Source organism: Nonomuraea sp. NPDC049637 (genome assembly GCF_040675235.1).
In the GTDB taxonomy this organism is placed as follows: Bacteria; Actinomycetota; Actinomycetes; order Streptosporangiales; family Streptosporangiaceae; genus Nonomuraea.
Genome location: NZ_JBFAOM010000012.1, coordinates 76,648 through 95,078 on the forward strand (window position 1 = coordinate 76,648; position 18,431 = coordinate 95,078).

Genomic DNA, 18,431 nt, shown 5'->3' on the forward strand with positions numbered 1-18,431 from the left:
TTCCGTGATGGGGGTAGGGCTGGCTCTTCTTCCCATTCCCCCCATCAGGGCTGTATCCCCCGATCACTCAGGAACGCTCGGCCGCCTCCACGACGTTGGACAGCAGCAGCGCGCGGGTCATCGGCCCGACCCCGCCCGGGTTGGGGGTGAGGAAACCGGCGACCTCCTCGACGTCGGGCGCCACGTCACCGGCGATCTTGCCGTGGACCCGTGAGACGCCCACGTCGAGGACCGCCGCGCCGGGCTTGACCATGTCACGCGTGATGAGCTCGGGCACGCCGGCCGCGGCCACGACGATGTCGGCCCGGCGCACGTGGGCGGCCAGATCCTGGGTGCCGGTGTGGCAGAGGGTCACCGTGGCGTTCTCGCTGCGGCGGGTCAGCAGCAGGCCGAGCGAGCGGCCGACGGTGATGCCCCGGCCCACCACGACGACGTCGGCGCCCTTGATCGGCACGTCGTACTCCTGGAGCAGCAGCACGATGCCGTGGGGCGTGCAGGGCAGGGGCGCGTCGACCATGTGGACGAGGCGGCCGAGGTTGACCGGGTGGAGGCCGTCGGCGTCCTTGGCCGGGTCCATGCGCTCCAGCAGCGCCATCGTGTCGATCTGCTTGGGCAGCGGGAGCTGGACGATGTAGCCGGTGCAGGCCGGGGAGGCGTTGAGCTCGTCGACGGCCGCCTCGACGTCCTTCTGGGTGGCGGTGGCCGGGAGGTCGACGCGGATGGAGGCGATGCCGACCTCGGCGCAGTCGCGGTGCTTGCCCGCGACGTAGATCTGGCTGCCCGGGTCGTCGCCCACCAGGACGGTGCCCAGGCCGGGCGTGATGCCGCGGTCCTTGAGCGCGGCCACCCGGGTCGCGAGGTCTGCCTTGATCCTGGCGGCTGTCGCCTTGCCGTCGAGTTTCACTGCGCTCATGCCGTCAATCCTTCCATGACTGGTCGGCTTCCCGTCACCGGCCGCGCGTCCGTCCACAGTTTTTTCCACAGATGGGAGGCAGGCGGCGTCCGTTGTCCACAGGCGAACGATGACATCGTTGTCATCGATCAAGGAAGGGCATATCGTGTCGGGCGCCGACACCATGCCCGTGTCGGGCGCCGACACCATGCTCTCCGGAGGTTCCCCTTGCGCGCCCGCTCCCCCCTGTCACGCCTCGGCGGCCTCCGCCGGCCCGGCCGCCGCGTACCCGGATGACCTGCGTACTCGCCGTCGACATCGGCGGCACCAAGCTCGCCGCCGCGCTGGTCGACGAGGCCGGTTCCCTGCTGCGCTCGGCCACGCGGCCCACGCCGCCCGCCGACGTCATGTCCGCGCTGGCGGCCCTGGTCGCGGAGGTGACCGGCGGGGGCCCGCCGCCGCAGGCCGTCGGCGTCGGCTGCGCCGGCCCGCTCGACCTCACCACGGGCACGGTGAGCCCGGTGAACATGCCGAGCTGGCGCGGCTTCCCGCTGCGCGACGAGCTGCGGCGGCTGACCGGCCTGCCCGTGGTGCTGGCCGGCGACGCCCAGTGCATGGCGCTCGGCGAACACTGGCTGGGGGCCGGGCAGGGCAGCACGTCGCTGCTCGGCGTCGTCGTGTCCACCGGCATCGGCGGCGGCCTGGTGATCGGCGGCGCGCCGCTGCTCGGGCCGGCGGGCAACGCGGGGCACGTCGGCCACATGAGCGTCGATCCCGGCGGCGAGCGCTGCGAGTGCGGCGGCCGGGGCTGCGTCGAGCGCTACTCCAGCGGCCCCAACCTGGCCCGCTGGGCCCTGGAGCACGGCTGGGCGCCCGCCGGCGACCGCGATGCCAGGGCGCTGGCCGCCGACGCGTCCGCCGGGCATCCGGTGGCGCTGGCGGCCTTCGAGCGCGGCGCCCGTGCGCTGGCCGGTCTGATCGCCTCCACGGCGGCCGCGGTCGAGCTCGACACCGTGGTCATCGGCGGCGGCGTGTCGGCGGCCGGCGCGGTGTTGTTCGGCCCGCTGGAGCGGGCGCTCGACGACGTGGCGGGGCTGGCGTTCGTCCGGGCAGTCCAGGTGCGGCCGACCACGCTGGGCGTGCGCGCGGGCCTGGCGGGGGCCGCACGGCTGGCCTGGCGCCTGTCCGGCTAGCGGTCCGGGCGGCCTCGGCGGCGGCCTCCCGGACGGCCTCCGGACTTCGACGCCCTAGCCGCTCTCTTCCTTCTCGGCCGCGGACATGGCGAGCATGTCGTCCACGCACCTGCGCATCAGTTGCTCGAACTGAACGAGGTCCCGGTCGCTCCATTCGGCGAACGCGGAGTCCACGAGCCGCTGCCGGGCCTCGTCGAGCGCGTCCGTGACGCGACGGCCCGCACTGGTGATCACGGCTTCCTTGACCCGCCGGTCCGCCGGGTTCGCACGCCGCTCGACCAGGCCGAGCTCGGCGAGTTTGGCCACCTGCCGGCTGACGGTGGTGTGGTCGCGGCCTGCCCGTTCGGCGAGCTCGACCACGCCGATCGGCCCGAACCGCCGGATTCCGACGATCAGCTTGAACAACGCGCGGTCGAGATCGATGCCCGCCTCGGCCATGAGGACCTCGTCGCGTTGCGGCAGGTTCATGAGCGCGATCAGGTCGACGAGCGATTCGTGCAGGCGCCGGAACGTGATGTGCCGGCGGTGTTGGGAAGCCATGCTCGCCACCGATGCCTTACCTGCCCTTGCGGACGGACGGGGAGGTGCCAAGGATACCGGCCCCCTACGGCAGGCCCGCGAAGACGCCTCCTTCGCACGGCGAGGATGCAGAGATGTACTCAGAATACACATAATTTCCGGCGCCGGGACAGCGACACCTGGACCATGCAACAGCGCCATACAAGCCCAGCTCAGCTCGTTCTAATCGATGATCGCGAAGGCTCCAAGGCACCAGGGGCGGCTTGACGGCCACTCCATCCACGGCACATACTCCGTGCTAAATACACATAATTTCGGATCGGGCGGGACCCCTGCCCGGCCGACCGTCACCGACGGAGAGTGAACCGTGGCACGCAACGAAGACCTTGAGGTGCTCGTCTGTGGTTCCGGCGCGGCGGGATTGACCCTCGCCATCGATCTCGCCCGCAGGAACATCGCGTTCCGGTTGATCGACAAGGCCCCGCACCCGTTCGCCGGCTCGCGCGGCAAGGGCATCCAGCCGCGCACCGAGGAGGTGTTCGAGGACCTCGCCGTGATCGACCGGATCGTCGCCTCGGGGGGCGAGTATCCTCCCCTGCGCACCTACACCCCCGACGGACCGGTCGACAAGCACGCCGGGATCCCGCCGGAGCCGACGCCCGCCGAGCCGTACCAGATCCCGCTGCTCGTTCCGCAGTTCCTCACCGAGCGCAGGCTGCGGGAGCGGCTGGCCGAACTCGGCCACGCCCCGGAGTACGGCTGCGAACTCGTCGGCTTCGAGCAGGACCCCGACGGCGTGACCGCACGGATCGCCACCCCGGGCGGGGAGCGGAGCGTGCGAGCCGCCTACCTGGTCGGCGCCGACGGCGGATCGAGCTTCGTCCGCAAGGCCCTCGGCATCGAGTTCCGCGGGAAGTCCCTCGGCGTGCGGGCGCTCGTGGCCGACGTGCGCGCCGACGGCGCCTCCTCGCGCGTGTGGCACCGCTGGGGCGACGAGCAGCCCGAGCGCAGCGTCTCGCTGTGCCCGCTGCACGGCACCGACCTGTTCCAGTACATGGCCCCGGTCCCCCTCGACATGGACGTCGACCTCTCGGCCGAAGGGCTCACCGCCCTGCTCCACGAGCGCGGCGGCCAGGACGGCGTCGTGATCCGGGAGGTGTCCTGGGCGTCGGTGTTCACGATGCAGGCCCGGCTGGCCGACGCCTACCGGTGTGGGCGCGTGCTCCTGGCCGGGGATGCCGCGCACTGCCATCCGCCGACCGGCGGTCAGGGCCTGAACACGAGCATCCAGGATGCCTACAACCTCGGCTGGAAGCTCGCCGCCGTGCTCGACGGCGCACCGGAGTCACTGCTGGCGACCTACGAGGAGGAGCGCCGGCCGGTCGCCGAGGCGGTCCTCGGCCTGTCCGAGAAGCTGCTGGAAGCGGCCAGGAACCGCGAGATGCGCCGGGGCCGCGAGGTGACCCAGCTCGACGTCGGCTACCCGGACTCGTCCCTGTCGCCGGCCGGCCTGGAGCCCGGCAAGGGCGTGGCGTCCGGCGACCGCGCGCCCGACGCTCCCGTCACCGGCGCGGGCGGGCTGCCCACGCGGTTGTTCAGCCTGTTCCAGGGACCGCACTGGACCCTGCTCGGCTACGAGCCCGGCGCCGCCGCGGGCCCGGCTCCGCGCAGGGGCCTGCGCGTCCACGTCGTCGGCGACGACATCCTCGACACCGGGGGCCACGTCCGGAGCGCGTACGGGCTGTCGCCCGGGCAGTGGGCGCTCATCCGGCCGGACGGATACGTCGCGGCCGTGGCCGGCACCGCCGAACTCGGCACGATCGAGACCTACCTCGACGGCGTCGGCGTCCGTCCCGTGCGGTGACGCGGCGCCTAGTCGCGCTCGGCGAAGCGGGCCTCGCGACGCTCGATGATCCGGCGGGTGTACGGGATGAGCTCGACGACCCGGCTGCCGAGGTAGGCACCGATGAAGGCGAGGACCAGCAGGACGAACGGGCTGGTCGAGAAGCCGTTCATGGTCACGAAGGCATGCAGGGTCGCGTCGAGCATGGAAACTCCGGGGGAATCAGCACAGCAGGGCGGCAATCAGGGTAACCGGGGAGTGCCGATGCTCGCCGCCAAAACGGATAAAAGGCAACAAGTGATCTCTTGTTGCCCTTTATCCGATGAACCGGTGATCAGTGGAAGAAGTGGCGGGTGCCGGTGAAGTAGAGGGTGACGCCCGCCTGCTCACAGGCGTCGATCACCTCCTGGTCCCGGATCGAGCCGCCCGGCTCCACGATCGCCTTGACCCCGGCCTCGATCAGCACCTGCGGCCCGTCGGGGAACGGGAAGAACGCATCGGAGGCGGCGACCGAGCCGGCCGCCCGCTCCCCCGCCCGGCTCACCGCGAGGCGGCAGGAGTCGACCCGGTTGACCTGGCCCATGCCCACGCCCACCGTGGCGCCGCCGGCGGCCAGCAGGATCGCGTTCGACTTCACCGAGCGCGAGGCGCGCCAGGCGAAGGCCAGGTCGGCCAGCAGCTCGGGCGAGGCGGCCGCGCCGGTCTTGAGCTCCCACGCCGACGGGTCGTCGCCGGCGGCGTCGATCCGGTCGACCGCCTGCAGCAGCAGGCCGCCGTCGACGCGGCGGAACTCCAGCGGCTGGGACGGCCCCTCCGGGCAGCGCAGCAGGCGCAGGCTCTTCTTGGCCCGCAACACCTCCAGCGCCTCCGCGCTGAAGCCGGGGGCCACGACGACCTCGGTGAACACGTCGGCGATCTGCCGGGCCAGCTCGACGGTGACCTCGCGGTTGACCGCGATCACGCCGCCGTAGGCCGAGACGGGGTCGCAGGCGTGGGCCTTGCGGTGTGCCTCGGCCACGTCGGCGCCGACGGCGATGCCGCACGGGTTCTGGTGCTTGATGACGGCCACGCAGGGCTCGGCGAAGTCCCAGGCCGCCCGCCAGGCCGCGTCGGAGTCGAGGTAGTTGTTGTAGGACATCTCCTTGCCGTGCAGCTGCTCGGCGTTGGCCAGGCCGCCGGAGCCGGCGGTGTAGAGGGCGGCGCGCTGGTGCGGGTTCTCGCCGTAGCGCAGGGTCGCCTTGCGCTCGTACGCGACGCCGGTGAACTCGGGGAACTCCTCCTCCCCGCCCGCGTACGGCCCAGCGAACCAGTTGGCCACGGCGACGTCGTAGGCGGCGGTGTGGGCGTAGGCGACACCGGCCAGGCGGCGGCGCTCGTGCAGCGTGAACCCGCCCTCCTCCAGCGCGGTGAGCACGTCGCCGTAGGCGGCGGGGTCGACCACGACCGCGCAGGTGGCGTGGTTCTTGGCGGCGCCCCTGATCATCGCGGGCCCGCCGATGTCGATCTGCTCGACGCACTCCTCGTCGGAGGCGCCGGAGGCCACCGTCTGCTGGAACGGGTAGAGGTTGACCACCACGAGCTGGAACGGGTCGATCTCCAGCTCGTCGAGCTGGGCCACGTGGCTGGGCTTGGTGAGGTCGGCCAGCAGGCCGGCGTGCACGCGCGGGTGCAGCGTCTTGACCCGGCCGTCGAGGCACTCGGGGAAGCCGGTGAGCTGCTCCACCTTGGTCACCGGGATCCCGTGGGACGCGATCGCGGCGGCCGTGCCGCCTGTCGACACGATCTCCACGCCGGCGCCGTCGAGTGCCCTGGCCAGCTCTTCGAGCCCGGACTTGTCGTAGACAGCGATCAGCGCGCGCCGGATGGCGATGCGAGTCACGTGCTTTCCCCTCCTGATTGGTTGCCGATGCGGACGGTGCGTCCGCTGACCGTCCAGCCCTCGCGGGCCATCCGGCCGACGATGTCGACGAGCAGGCGGCGCTCGACGGTCTTGATGCGCTCGTGCAGGACCGGCTCGTCGTCGTCCGGCAGCACGGGCACCGCCTCCTGGGCGACGATCGGCCCCGTGTCGATCCCCGCGTCGGCCAGCATCACGGTGCAGCCGGTCACCTTCACCCCGTGGGCCAGCGCGTCGCGCACGCCGTGGGCGCCGGGGAAGGACGGCAGCAGCGCCGGATGGGTGTTGAGCACGGGGAACGCGTCGAGCGTGGGCGCACCCAAAATCTTCATGAAGCCCGCCGACACCACCAGGTCGGGCTCGTACGATGCGATCCTGTCGGCGAGGGCGGCATCCCAGTCCGCCCGAGTCGCATGATCGCTCAGTTTTTCAACAAATGTCGGGACGTTTGCCCTGGTGGCCCTGGCCAGGCCCTCTATGCCGTCCCGATCCGCGCCCACCGCCACCACGCGCGCACCGTACGACGGGTCGGCGGAAGCGTCCAGCAGGGCCTGTAGGTTGGTTCCAGAGCCGGAGACGAGGACGACGAGCCGCCCAGCCTTTGACACGCACACTCCAAAGAATGGAAACAGGGTGGGGCTGACAGGGTATCTGTTCCTCGCCCGGCGACGCAGAGGAGGTCAGGTGTCGACACCGGTGCAGGCACCGGCGGGTCAGCAGCCCGCCGATTCAGCGGGTCGCCGTGCGATCTGGTTGTCCATCGCGGCGCTGGCCATGACGTTCATGCTGCCGCTCGCCGGCCTGGTCATGGCCCTGTTCGCGCTCATGTCGGGCATCCGCGCGCTGCCGCGGCTGCGCAGCGCCCACAAGCCCACCGGCACGGCCGTCGGCGGCATCACCATCTCCTCCATCGCGCTGGCCCTGTCGGCCATGGCCACGGGGATGCAGCTCTACCTGATGGACGAATACTCCGCCTACCAGGAGTGCATGAAGGGCGCGGGCACAGTCTCGGCCCAGGGCGAGTGCTTCACCCAGTTCAGGGACGCCGCGCAGCGCAAGCTGCCGCCCGACGTCCTCCAGCTGCTCGGGGCGATGCAGTCCTAGACACAGGGCCCGCGGCCCGCACGTCCCACCGGCATGAATCGTCTCAGGCGGCTCGGACCGGCGGCGGCAGCCCTTCTGCTGCTGGCGCCGTGCCGGACGGAGGCCGGGACGAAGGCGCGGCTGCCGCCGCGCGGCGTGCCCGCGTACGCGGCCGGACTGCGGGTCGCCGAGCTTCCTGCGTCGCCGTCCGTCAGGTTCTGGGTGACCTCGCCGGACCGGGCCGGCGTGCTGCTGGACGCCTCGACGCGGGCAGCCGGCCAGTGCGGGCGGCAGCCGGAGGGCGTCGTGACGGGCAGCACGGTCCTCGATCTCGCGGAGCCCGGATGGCGCGCGGTGGAGGTGCTGGTCACCGAGCCGGGCAGCTCGGACAACGGCGACGTGGGGACGACGGCGACGGTGGTCGCGGCCTGCGGCGCGCTGCTGGCCGAGGTGTCGTGGTACTGGTCGATCGAGCAGGGCGCCAGGCTCGACCCGCACTGGGTGGGCCAGGGCGAGCAGGCGACGAGGTCCGTGCTCGCCGCGGTGGGCGGCGTCCCGGCGCGGCCCGCCGGCCCCGGCTAGTCGCGGTCCCAGGCGTAGGGGTCGACGTAGATGACGTGACCGCCGCGGTCGTCGGACTCGTCCACGATGTCCTTGCGCGGCGGGCGGGCCGGGCCGGCTGAGGGCTCGGCCGGGCGCGGGCGGGCCTGGGCCAGGGTCTCGGCCTCGGCGGAGGCGTGCTCGTCCTGCCAGTCGTCCCTGATGACCGGGATCTCCTGGGTGTCGGCTTCGGTGGCGTCCATCCAGTGGCCGGGCAGCGGGCGCGGGTCGGACTCGGCCAGGCCCACCTTGCTGGCCGCCTTGGCGATGGCCGCCCCCGCCTTGCGGACCGGCGCGGCGGCCTTGTCGAGCGGCGCGCGGGCCTTCTTGTTGAGCAGCAGCAGGTTGGCCACGCCCGCCGAGATGCCGGCCGCCACTCCCACCTCCAGGGCCACCGACAGGGCCACCTCCCAGGGGGACGGGCCGATCGCCGACAGCCGGCCGCCGCCGATGGGCCCGCCGGACAGCGCGGCCAGCAGGCCGGCGACCAGGCCGGTGCAGACGCCGGTCAGGAAGCCCCACAGGGGGGCGGCCTCGTACGAATGCGAGGGCGAGATGCGGGCCACGAACACGCCCGCCACCGCGCCCGCCGCGAACGGCAGCGCGATCACCGCCATCATCCACGCGGGCACGGGCCCGCTCTCGGGCAGCGCGCCCAGCAACGGCAGGCTCGGCACCGTGCCGAGCTCGACGCCGGTCGGGGCGACCAGCGTGTCCGCGCCGATGGCGAAGCCGGGGCCGGCGATGTAGGAGGAGGCCCAGATCACGGCGTTGAGCAGGTAGAGGAGCTGGAGCAGCAACAGCAGCACGCCGCCGACGAAGCCCGGCGCGAGCACGTTCGACAGCTCCCTGACCTGGCCGAAGTTCAGCACGACCGCGACCAGCACCAGCCCCAGCCCGCAGACCAGCAGCGCCGTGGTGGCGACCGCCGTGCCGACCGTGACGGCCCGCAGCCGCTCGGGCAGCAGCTTGAGCATGATCCGCCACGGGCCGATCATGCGCGCGGTGGCCAGCGAGCCCGCCAGGAAGGCCAGCACGAAGTGGCTGAGCAGCGCCTCGCCGATGAACGGCTGGGTGATCTCGTTGCGCGCCACCAGCGCGATCAGCCCGGCCAGCAGCGCGTACGGCGCCGCCAGCGAGACGCCCGCCTGGCCGACCAGCACGAGCTGCGCGCGGCGGCGGGCGTTGGCCTGCTCGCGCGGGCTGTTCTTGGGCAGCCGGGCGGGCAGGCGCAGCCGCAGGTCGGCGTCGCGGGCCATCCAGCGGCCGGCGCGGTAGAGCAGGAAGGCGGGCAGCACCATCAGCCCGAGGGGCAGCAGCCCGACCCGGCCGCCGGGCATCGCGAACCCCGCGTGGTGCGCGGCCAGCCAGAGCTGCGCCGCCGCGCGGAACACGCCGGGCAGGCCCGCGCCGAGCGTGCCGCGCGGCGCGGCGATCCAGCCGACGAGGGTGAGCGTGGTGAGCACGGCCAGGCCGACGCCGAGCGTGCAGGCGGCGGCGAGCATGCCCGACACGGGTAGCGGCCGCCTCGACTCGTCGTCGTCGGTCGAGACCCCGGGGAGCTTGCCGAGCACCGACTTGGGGGCGGTACGCAACTGGTCGAGAATGGCCGTCACAGATGCGATTTTCTCAATCTTTCCCAACCATCGCTTGGTTGACGCGCCGCAGAGGGTCCACTTTGTCGCCCGTGAGACCCCCCGCGAACGCGCCTCGCCCCCTTTCCCCGCCCTTTACGCACCGCCCCGGCGGCCTCCGGACATGGAAAAGCCCCGCATGGCGGCGGCCAGACGGGGCTCTTCCATGCGTGACTAGCGGGACTGCATGATCTCGCGCATCAGGCGGGCCGTCTCGGAGGGGGTCTTGCCGACGCGGACGCCGACCTTCTCCAGGGCCTCCTTCTTGGCCTGGGCGGTGCCGGCCGAGCCGGAGACGATGGCGCCGGCGTGGCCCATCGTCTTGCCCTCGGGGGCGGTGAAGCCCGCGACGTAGGCCACGACCGGCTTGGTGACGTGCTGCTCGATGTAGGCCGCGGCCCGCTCCTCGGCGTCGCCGCCGATCTCACCGATCATCACGATCGCGTCGGTGTCGGGGTCGTCCTGGAAGGCCTGGAGCGCGTCGATGTGCGTGGTGCCGATGACCGGGTCGCCGCCGATGCCGACCGCGGTGGAGAAACCGAAGTCGCGCAGCTCGTACATGAGCTGGTAGGTCAGCGTGCCGGACTTCGAGACCAGGCCGATGCGGCCGGCGGTGGTGATGTCGGCGGGGATGATGCCGGCGTTGGACGCGCCGGGCGAGGCGATGCCGGGGCAGTTGGGCCCGATGATGCGGGTCTTGTTGCCCTTGGCCACCGCGTACGCCCAGAACTCGGTCGAGTCGTGGACCGGGATGCCCTCGGTGATCACGACGCAGAGCGGGATCTCGGCGTCGACGGCCTCCTTGACGGCGGCCTTGGTGTGGGCCGGCGGCACGAAGACGACCGACACGTCGGCGCCGGTCTGCTCCATGGCCTCCTTCACCGTGCCGAACACGGGCAGGCCCTCGTGCGTGATGCCCGCCTTGCGGGCGTTGACGCCGCCGACGACCTTCGCGCCGGAGGCGAGCATGCGGCGGGTGTGCTTGGTGCCCTCACCGCCGGTCATGCCCTGAACAATGATCTTGCTGTTCTCGGTCAGCCAGATAGCCATGACTCACGCACCTACCGCAGCGAGCTCGGCGGCCCGCTTGGCCGCGTCGTCCATCGTGTCAACCAGCTCGACCCGCGGGAGCGCGGCGTCGGCCAGGATCTGCCGCCCGAGCTGGGCGTTGTTGCCGTCGAGGCGGACCACCAGCGGGTGCGTCACGGCCTCGCCGCGGCTCTCCAGCAGCTTGAACGCCGAGACGATGCCGTTGGCCACGGCGTCGCAGGCGGTGATGCCGCCGAAGACGTTCACGAAGATCGACTTGACGCTCGGGTCGGAGAGGATGATCTCCAGGCCCGCGGCCATGACCTCGGCCGAGGCGCCGCCGCCGATGTCGAGGAAGTTCGCCGGGGACGGCTTGCCGGGGAACGCCTCGCCCGCGTAGGCCACCACGTCGAGGGTGGACATGACCAGGCCGGCGCCGTTGCCGATGATGCCGACGTTGCCGTCGAGCTTGACGTAGTTGAGGTCCTTCTCCTTGGCCTTGGCCTCCAGAGGGTCCTCGGCGGCCTTGTCGGCCAGCGCCTCGTGGTCGGCCTGGCGGAAGCCGGCGTTCTCGTCGAGGGTGACCTTGCCGTCGAGGGCCTTCACCTGGCCGTCGGCCGACAGGATCATCGGGTTGACCTCGACCAGCGTGGCGTCCTCGTCGACGAAGCAGTGCCACAGCTTCTCGATGAGCTCGGCGGCGCCGTCGAGCGACTTCTCGGGCAGCCCGCCGGCCACCGCGATCTCGCGGGCCTTGGCGCGGTCGATGCCGTCGAGGGCCGAGACCGGCACCTTGGCGACCTTCTCCGGCGTGCTGTGGGCGACCTCTTCGATGTCCATGCCGCCGGCGGCGGAGCAGATCGCGAGGAAGGTGCGGTTGGCGCGGTCGAGCAGGAAGGAGAAGTAGTACTCCTCCGCGATCGCGCTGGCCTCCTCCACGAGCACCTTGTGGACCGTGTGGCCCTTGATGTCCATGCCGAGGATGGCGGTGGCCTTCTCGACGGCGTCGGCGGCGTCGTCGGCCACCTTCACGCCGCCGGCCTTGCCCCGACCGCCGGTCTTGACCTGGGCCTTGACGACAACGCGGCCGGTCAGCTCCTCAGCCGCCGCCCGCACCTCCTCCACGGTGTTGGCGACGATGCCGCGTGGCACCGGGATGCCGTAGTCAGCGAAGAGCTCCTTCGCCTGATGTTCGAACAGGTCCACGAGGGTCCGTCCTTGCTTATCCGACTGATGTTCGACGGCCCGGGCAACTGCGCTGACGGTCGCGTCCGCTCGCCGCTCGTGTCGGCTTCGTGCCTCGCTCTCTCACGGCGAGCTCCTACGCTCAGGGGTGCGTGCCGGGCGTTTCCGCCAGTGAAGCCTAGCCCCAAGCTTGACCTGCACAGGTCATCGGGGCACGGTTCTTCCGCTATGTGACGGTGATCTCACTTCACCATGTCCCTCCCTGCACCGAAAGTGCACCAATTTGCCGCCTTATGCGGTGTCTGTCGATATATGGTCGTGATCTTCAATTGGCAGGATTCCTGCTCCCCTCATTCTTGATCTGAAGGAATCGGATGAAGCGAATTATCGCGGGCCTGGCCCTGGCCTCCGCGGCGGCGCTCGTGACCGCGACCCCGGCCCAGGCCGCGCCCGCGGACCCGGCGAAGGCGCTGAAGAAGCAGTACGTCGCCGGGCACGGCGTACGGTTCACCGAGACGTCCCGCTCCTCGATGGACGGCAAGAGCACCGGCGCCACGAAGACGTCCGGCGTTCTGGAGTTCGGCAGGTCCGGAATCGTCGCCTCGGACGTACGTAATCACGGCATCGGCAAGAACGCCGACGTGTTCGCGTCGCTCATGCCGGCCCGGGTCATCACCGTGGGCAAGCACGTATATGCGCAGGGCGGCCTTTACAGCGAGGGCCTGCCCGAGGGCAGGAAGTGGGTCCGCTACCCCGACACCGGCATGCGGATCAGCACCTCCAACCAGATGCTGGACGTCTTCGAGCCCAAGGTGCTGAAGGCCCTCGTCTCCCACGCCGCGAGCACCAAGGGCGGCATCTACCGCGGCTCGGTCACGGTGAAGGAACTGGGCAAGATCTACGGCCAGAGCGTCAACAAGAAGGTCGCCAAGGTCAAGGTCTCGTACCTGCTCGCCGTGGACTCCAAGGGCCTGGTCACCAGGGTCGTCAGCGACTGGACCCTCGACTACGGCATCCTCGGCACCAGCCACAGCACGACCGAGACCCGCTTCACCGGCTGGGGCGTCAAGGTCAAGGTCAAGGCCCCGCCGGCCGACCAGGTGACCGACGTCGCCGACCTCGGCGACGACAGCACGGTCCCGCAGAACATCCCGGACGGCTCACTCAACTCCCTGGGCAACGTCAGGTAGCCCCCCTCCTAAGGACCCCTCATGAAGCGAATGCTCGCGGCCGCGGTGACGGCCGCGGCACTCATCCCGGCCGTCCCCGCACAGGCGGCCACGGACCCGGTCGCCGCCCTGAAGCGGCAGTTCGCCCCGGGCCACGGGGTGACGATCTCCGAGACCGCGCGGACCGAGTCGAAGCGCCCGCGCGACGACGAGGTCACCCGCATGGCCGGCTCCGTGCAGTTCGGCGCGTCCGGGCCCGTCGCGGCCGACGTCGTGTTCAGGACGATCGGCGAGGACGACAGCCGGCAACGCTGGATCAGCGTCGGCGGCAAGGTCTACGTGCAGGCGGCCGGCCTGGCCGACGACATGCCCATGGGCCGGACGTGGGTGCTCATGGAGCACCTCAAGGGCAAGGTGATCACCTCGGCCCAGCCGGTCGACGTGCTGGCGCCCAAGACGGTCAAGGCCCTGCTCTCGCATGCCGCCGCCCCCGAGGACGGCCTCCGCCAGGGCGCGCTGACCCTCGCGCAGGCGCGCGGGGCCGGCGCGTACGAAGGCTTCCGCTACCGCCTGGGCCTGAACGCCCAGGCGTTGCCCGACCGCGTCGTCACCGGCCAGAACCTCGCGCCGGGCTCGCGGATCGTCGTCGAGACCCGGCTCTCGGGCTGGGGCGCGAAGGTCAGCGTCAAGGCGCCTCCGGTGGACGAGGTCATCACCTACAAGGACCTGATGGCCGAGAAGCGGGCCAGAGCCGAGAAGCTCCGCCAGGACATCCCCGACGGTTCCACCAGCTCGCTCGGCCTGTTCGACTGAGCCGCCGAGCTGTCGCCACAATCCCCCTCGAACCAAGGACACAACCGCACATGAAGCGAACCCTCACCGGCGTCGCGCTGGCGACGGCCGCCGCCCTGGTGGCCGCCACCCCCGCGCTGCTGGCGGCTCCGGCCCAGGCGGCCGCGCCCAAGAACCCCGTGACCGCCGTGAAGAAGCAGCTCGTCCCCGGCAAGGGAGTGAAGTTCAGCGAGCGCATCAGCGTCAGCGACGGTGTGCGCAGCGAGGTCTTCATCCGGCGCACGGGAACCTTCCAGTTCAGCAAGTCGGGCCTCGCCGCCTCGGACATCACCGCCAAGTTCGCCATCAACCTGTCCGACCTGGGCGAGGACGCGCCGGAGACGCTCAAGGCCCTGGCCACGCCCGAGCGCACGATCCGGATCGGCACCACGTCGTACCTGTCCGGCGGCATGTGGAGCAAGGTCCTGCCCGAGGGCGAGACCTGGTTCAAGGCCCCGCACGGCCCGACGGGCGGCCTCACCGGCACGTTCGGCCAGCCGGTGAACGTCGCCGAGCAGGCCACGCTCAAGACCCTGCTCAAGACCGCCAAGCCGGTGAGCGGCGGCTACGCCGGCAAGATCACCGTCCGCGACCTGCGGAAGATCTCGCCCTGGTACCGGTCGAGCGCGATCGACCCGAGCCCCAAGGCCAAGCAGCTGAAGAGCGTCATCAGCTGGAAGCTCACCGTGAACGCGGCCGGCCTGCCGGTGCGCCTGGTGGCCACGTTCCCGCAGACCGCGATCACCGGCTCGGGCTCCGCGAAGGACGGCGGCGTGCGGGTCGACACCCGGTTCACCGGCTGGGGCGACGCCGTGTCGATCAAGGCTCCGACGGGTGACGACGTCTCCAGCGAGTTCGAGAACGGCAAGGACGACATCTCCTCCCTCGACCTGCCGTTCGGCGTCAGCGTCGCCAAGTAGCACCCCGCCGCCGAGGCCCGCGCCTCTCCCGTCGCCGCTTGGCGGGAGGGGCGCGGCGCCCGGCGGGCGCGCGGGTCAGGCCAGGTCAGGCCGGGTCAGGCCAGGCGGGAGTCGCGCAGGGCGGCCCACTCCAGCGAGTGCCTGATGCCCTCCTCGACGGTGAACCTGGTCTCCCAGCCGAGCAGCCGCCGCGCCCGGTCGCTGCGCGTGTACGCCCCCGCCACGTCGCCGGGCCGGGCGGGCGCCTCGACCACGTCGATCGGCCGGTCGACGACCCGGTTGAACGCCTCGGCCAGCTCGCGGACCGTCGTGCCGGCGCCGGTGCCGAGATTGATCACGTCGGCGTCCAGGGAGTCGAACCGGCGCAGCGCCGCCACGTGCGCGGCGGCCAGGTCCCAGACGTGGACGTAGTCGCGGATGCCCGTGCCGTCGCTCGTCGGGTAGTCGGTGCCGGTGATCGCGAACGGCACGCCGTCCTCGTACGCCTCGATCATCTTGCCCAGGGCGTGGCTGGGACGGCGCAGTTGCAGGCCCGTGCGCATGGCCGGGTCGGCGCCGATCGGGTTGAAGTAGCGCAGCGACAGGATGCGGATCGGGCGGGTGGCGGCGATGTCGGCGAACATGGCCTCGCAGACCGCCTTGGTCCGCGCGTACGGGCTCTGCGGGGCGAGCGGCGAGCTCTCGTCCACGGTGTGGTCCGCGCCGGCCTGGTAGATCGACGCGGACGAGCTGAAGATCATCCGCTCGCAGCCGTTGCGCAGCAGGTGGTCGGTGAGCTCCAGGCTCTTGGCGACGTTCGCGCGGTAGTAGCCGACCGGGTCCGCGACGGAGTCGGGCACGACGATCAGGGCCGCGCAGTGGACGACGGCCTCGATGTCGGGGTGCTCGGCGAAGATCTTGTCGACGAGGGCGCCGTCGTCGATGTCGCCCTCGTAGAAGACCCGTCCCTCGGCGAACTCCCTGCGGCCCGTCACGAGGCTGTCGAGGATCACGGGCTCGATGCCGGCGTCGAGGCACGCCGACCCGATCGTGCTGCCGATGTAGCCCGCCCCACCGGTAATCAATACGCGCATGCCCCGAACCCTACGGGGATGTCACGGGGCCGCGCGCCGTCTCGATGATCTTCGTGGGATCCGGCACGCGGGGACATCGTGCCGATCTCCGGCTGGTCATGTCGGCCCAGTCGTGCGACATTTCCTGGTATGGGCAGGGACGTGCCAGTCGTCGTGTTCAGCCGGGACGATCGCCGGAAATATCGGGAAAAGGTGCGTCGATGTCTCGACGTCTTCGCCCAGATGTTGCGCGAGTCGCGCTTCGAGTTCGACCGCCCCCAGGCCGGCCTGGAGATCGAGCTCAACATCGTGGACGCCCGCGGCGAGGCCGCCATGCGCAACGCCCAGGTGCTGGCCGCGATCGAGCAGCCGGACTGGGCCACCGAGCTGGGGCAGTTCAACATCGAGATCAACGTCGAGCCCAGGGAGCTGACCGGCGACGGCCCGCTGCACCTGGAGGCGGACGTACGAAGGCGGCTCAACCACGCCGAGGAGCGCGCCCGCTCCCAGGACGGGCACCTGGTGCTGGTCGGCATCCTGCCCACGCTGCGCGAGCAGGACATCAGCGAGGGCACCCTGTCGGCCAACCCGCGCTACCGCCTGCTCAACGAGCAGATCTTCGCCGCCCGCGGCGAGGATCTGCACCTGTGCATCGAGGGCGTGGAACGCCTCGACACCCACGCCGACAGCGTCGCGCCCGAGGCCGCGTGCACCAGCGTCCAGCTCCACCTCCAGGTGAGCCCGGAGGCGTTCGCGCCGCACTGGAACGCCGCCCAGGTCATCGCGGGCCCCCAGGTCGCCGTCGCGGCCAACTCCCCCTACCTGTTCGGCAAGGAACTGCACCGCGAGACCAGGATCGCGCTGTTCGAGCAGGCCACCGACACGCGTCCGGCCGAGCTGAAGACGCAGGGCGTGCGGCCGCGGGTGTGGTTCGGGGAACGCTGGATCACCAGCGTCTTCGACCTGTTCGAGGAGAACGTCAGCTACTACCCGGCGCTGCTCCCCCTGTGCGAGGAGGAGGACCCGCGGGCCGAGCTGGACCAGGGCCGCATCCCCCAGCTGCACGAGCTGACCCTGCACAACGGCACCATCTACCGCTGGAACCGACCGGTCTACGCGGTCGTGGACGGCGTGCCGCACCTGCGCGTGGAGAACCGCGTCCTGCCCGCCGGGCCCACGGTGGCCGACATCGCCGCGAACGCCGCGTTCTACTACGGCCTGATGCGCGTGCTCCCGTCGGCCGAGCGGCCGATCTGGAGCCAGATGTCCTTCCGCACCGCCGAGGACAACCTCGCCGCCGCGGCCCGGCACGGCCTGGACGCCCGGCTGTACTGGCCGGGTCTGGGCGAGGTGCCGGCGGCCGAGCTGATCCTGCGCCGGCTGCTGCCCATGGCGCGCGAGGGCCTGGCCGCGTGGGGGGTGCACACGCCGGTCGCCGACCGGCTGCTCGGCATCATCGAGGGACGCTGCCTGACCGGCCGCACAGGCGCGACCTGGCAGGTCGAACGGGTGCGCGCGCAGGGCGGCGACCGCCACGAGGCGTTACGCGCCATGACGTTGGACTACATCGACCGCATGCACGGCAACGATCCGGTGCACACTTGGGACGTGTGAACCTCGTGCGACCCCGCCTCCTCGTCCTGGCCCTCGTCCTGCTGCTGGCCGGCTGCGGCCTCACCCGGCCCGCGTCCAGGGACGTCCAGGGGGCCGACACGTTCGAGGACGACATCCGGGCCGCGCGCACGCTCACCGAGTCGTTCTGGACGGAGTTCTTCGACCAGCAGGGGATGAGATATCGGCCTATCGCCGACTTCATCCCCTACTCCGGGAGTTCGGGGCCTTCCTGTGGGGGCGAGCCGTCCGTGCCGAACAACGCCTTCTACTGCCCCGAGGGCCACTTCATCGCCTACGACCAGGCCTGGATGGAGTCCCTGTGGAACGACATGGGCGACGGCTCGGTGTACGTGATCATCCCCCACGAGTTCGGGCACGCCGTCCAGGCCCAGCTCAGGACCGGCTTCGAGCTGAACGTCCAGGCCGAGCTGCAGGCCGACTGCTACGCCGGCGGGACGCTGGCGGCCCTGGTCGGCTCAGGCTCCCTGCGTGCCCAGCCCGGCGACGAGGACGAGCTCATGACCAGCCTGGAGGCCGCCGGCGACCCCACGGACGACTGGCTGAACCCCGCCGCCCACGGCACCGCCGAGCAACGCCAGGCCTCCTTCGCCGGCGGCTATGAGAACGGCGTCCGCGCCTGCTGAGGGTGTACGCGCGGGTCAGCCCAGAGGATGATGTGTCTGATCATGACCTGCCTCTACGGTGGGTGCATGCCACTGGAGGAGATCGGCTGGCTGCGCAGAGGCGCGTGCAGGTCCAGCGACCCTGACCTCTTCTTCCCGCTCGCGCCCTCACCGTTGCAGGAGGCCCGCGCGAAGGCGGTCTGCGCCCGCTGCCCGGTCATCGACGAGTGCCGCTCCTACGCCTTACGTGAGGGCGAGACGGAAGGCATCTGGGGCGGCCTCACCCCGCAGGAACGCCGCCGCACCCGCTTCCCCGCAGGCTGGCGCAACTCCGCCGCCTCCTGACC

Annotated in this window: 19 protein-coding genes; 10 read left to right on the forward strand and 9 right to left on the reverse strand. The window is 71.4% G+C overall.

All coding sequences use genetic code 11. The features are described from left to right. Positions 1 to 67 precede the first annotated feature (67 nt). Complete coding sequence (locus AB0J71_RS18680) at positions 68 to 913, reverse strand: bifunctional methylenetetrahydrofolate dehydrogenase/methenyltetrahydrofolate cyclohydrolase (protein WP_352329176.1); 846 nt, start codon at positions 911 to 913, stop codon at positions 68 to 70. A gap of 272 nt (positions 914 to 1,185) precedes the next feature. Here AB0J71_RS18680 and AB0J71_RS18685 point away from each other — a divergent pair, with 272 nt between their 5' ends. Further along, entirely contained in the window at positions 1,186 to 2,085 is a 900-nt protein-coding gene (locus AB0J71_RS18685; protein ID WP_364415151.1) for an ROK family protein, read from the forward strand. A 54-nt stretch (positions 2,086 to 2,139) separates the two neighbouring features. Here AB0J71_RS18685 and AB0J71_RS18690 read toward each other — a convergent pair whose 3' ends face one another. After that, positions 2,140 to 2,625 carry a MarR family transcriptional regulator gene (locus AB0J71_RS18690; RefSeq protein ID WP_364415153.1) on the reverse strand — a complete coding sequence of 162 codons (486 nt, stop codon included), beginning with the start codon at positions 2,623 to 2,625 and terminating at the stop codon, positions 2,140 to 2,142. Positions 2,626 to 2,971: 346 nt separating this feature from the next. On the opposite strand from AB0J71_RS18690, the gene AB0J71_RS18695 reads away from it, so the two are divergent. After that, complete coding sequence (locus AB0J71_RS18695; protein ID WP_364415155.1) at positions 2,972 to 4,468, forward strand: FAD-dependent oxidoreductase; 1,497 nt, start codon at positions 2,972 to 2,974, stop codon at positions 4,466 to 4,468. Positions 4,469 to 4,476: 8 nt separating this feature from the next. On the opposite strand, the gene AB0J71_RS18700 is transcribed toward AB0J71_RS18695, so the two are convergent. The 3 genes from AB0J71_RS18700 to purN form a co-directional block, all read right to left on the reverse strand. Beyond that, on the reverse strand, positions 4,477 to 4,653 hold the full coding sequence (locus AB0J71_RS18700; protein WP_352323910.1) for a hypothetical protein: 177 nt from the start codon (positions 4,651 to 4,653) through the stop codon (positions 4,477 to 4,479). 128 nt (positions 4,654 to 4,781) lie between these two features. Beyond that, entirely contained in the window at positions 4,782 to 6,326 is a 1,545-nt protein-coding gene (purH, locus tag AB0J71_RS18705; protein ID WP_352323909.1) for a bifunctional phosphoribosylaminoimidazolecarboxamide formyltransferase/IMP cyclohydrolase, read from the reverse strand. Continuing rightward, on the reverse strand, positions 6,323 to 6,952 hold the full coding sequence (gene purN / locus AB0J71_RS18710; RefSeq protein WP_352323907.1) for a phosphoribosylglycinamide formyltransferase: 630 nt from the start codon (positions 6,950 to 6,952) through the stop codon (positions 6,323 to 6,325). Before purN ends, purH begins: the two co-directional genes overlap by 4 nt. Before the next feature lie 76 nt (positions 6,953 to 7,028). Here purN and AB0J71_RS18715 point away from each other — a divergent pair, with 76 nt between their 5' ends. Beyond that, a complete protein-coding gene (locus tag AB0J71_RS18715) occupies positions 7,029 to 7,448 on the forward strand; it encodes a hypothetical protein (protein ID WP_352323906.1) in 420 nt (139 codons plus the stop codon). A 33-nt stretch (positions 7,449 to 7,481) separates the two neighbouring features. Further along, on the forward strand, positions 7,482 to 8,009 hold the full coding sequence (locus AB0J71_RS18720; protein ID WP_352323904.1) for a hypothetical protein: 528 nt from the start codon (positions 7,482 to 7,484) through the stop codon (positions 8,007 to 8,009). Here the strand turns inward: AB0J71_RS18720 and AB0J71_RS18725 are convergent. The 3 genes from AB0J71_RS18725 to sucC form a co-directional block, all read right to left on the reverse strand. Continuing rightward, on the reverse strand, positions 8,006 to 9,643 hold the full coding sequence (locus AB0J71_RS18725; protein WP_352323903.1) for a DUF6350 family protein: 1,638 nt from the start codon (positions 9,641 to 9,643) through the stop codon (positions 8,006 to 8,008). The genes AB0J71_RS18720 and AB0J71_RS18725 overlap by 4 nt on opposite strands. Before the next feature lie 192 nt (positions 9,644 to 9,835). Continuing rightward, positions 9,836 to 10,711 (reverse strand): succinate--CoA ligase subunit alpha, encoded by an 876-nt coding sequence (gene sucD / locus AB0J71_RS18730; protein WP_125644468.1) that lies wholly within the window; start codon positions 10,709 to 10,711, stop codon positions 9,836 to 9,838. Positions 10,712 to 10,714: 3 nt separating this feature from the next. Further along, a complete protein-coding gene (gene sucC, locus AB0J71_RS18735) occupies positions 10,715 to 11,896 on the reverse strand; it encodes an ADP-forming succinate--CoA ligase subunit beta (RefSeq protein WP_352323902.1) in 1,182 nt (393 codons plus the stop codon). 353 nt (positions 11,897 to 12,249) lie between these two features. On the opposite strand from sucC, the gene AB0J71_RS18740 reads away from it, so the two are divergent. Genes AB0J71_RS18740 through AB0J71_RS18750 form a run of 3 tightly spaced genes read left to right on the forward strand, consistent with a single transcriptional unit; the run spans position 12,250 to position 14,795 of the window. Then, complete coding sequence (locus tag AB0J71_RS18740; protein WP_364415157.1) at positions 12,250 to 13,065, forward strand: hypothetical protein; 816 nt, start codon at positions 12,250 to 12,252, stop codon at positions 13,063 to 13,065. A 21-nt stretch (positions 13,066 to 13,086) separates the two neighbouring features. Further along, on the forward strand, positions 13,087 to 13,857 hold the full coding sequence (locus AB0J71_RS18745; RefSeq protein ID WP_352323900.1) for a hypothetical protein: 771 nt from the start codon (positions 13,087 to 13,089) through the stop codon (positions 13,855 to 13,857). Positions 13,858 to 13,907: 50 nt separating this feature from the next. Next, positions 13,908 to 14,795 (forward strand): hypothetical protein, encoded by an 888-nt coding sequence (locus tag AB0J71_RS18750; RefSeq protein WP_352323899.1) that lies wholly within the window; start codon positions 13,908 to 13,910, stop codon positions 14,793 to 14,795. A 95-nt stretch (positions 14,796 to 14,890) separates the two neighbouring features. On the opposite strand, the gene galE is transcribed toward AB0J71_RS18750, so the two are convergent. After that, positions 14,891 to 15,868, reverse strand: a complete 978-nt coding sequence (gene galE, locus AB0J71_RS18755; protein WP_352323898.1) for a UDP-glucose 4-epimerase GalE — start codon at positions 15,866 to 15,868, stop codon at positions 14,891 to 14,893. Between the two features lie 192 nt (positions 15,869 to 16,060). On the opposite strand from galE, the gene AB0J71_RS18760 reads away from it, so the two are divergent. The 3 genes from AB0J71_RS18760 (at position 16,061) to AB0J71_RS18770 (ending at position 18,429) form a co-directional block, all read left to right on the forward strand. After that, a complete protein-coding gene (locus tag AB0J71_RS18760; protein ID WP_352323897.1) occupies positions 16,061 to 17,461 on the forward strand; it encodes a glutamate--cysteine ligase in 1,401 nt (466 codons plus the stop codon). Further along, positions 17,458 to 18,105, forward strand: coding sequence for a neutral zinc metallopeptidase (locus AB0J71_RS18765; protein ID WP_352323896.1), 648 nt, complete (start codon positions 17,458 to 17,460; stop codon positions 18,103 to 18,105). Before AB0J71_RS18760 ends, AB0J71_RS18765 begins: the two co-directional genes overlap by 4 nt. Before the next feature lie 66 nt (positions 18,106 to 18,171). Continuing rightward, entirely contained in the window at positions 18,172 to 18,429 is a 258-nt protein-coding gene (locus tag AB0J71_RS18770; RefSeq protein ID WP_352323895.1) for a WhiB family transcriptional regulator, read from the forward strand. Positions 18,430 to 18,431 lie beyond the last annotated feature (2 nt).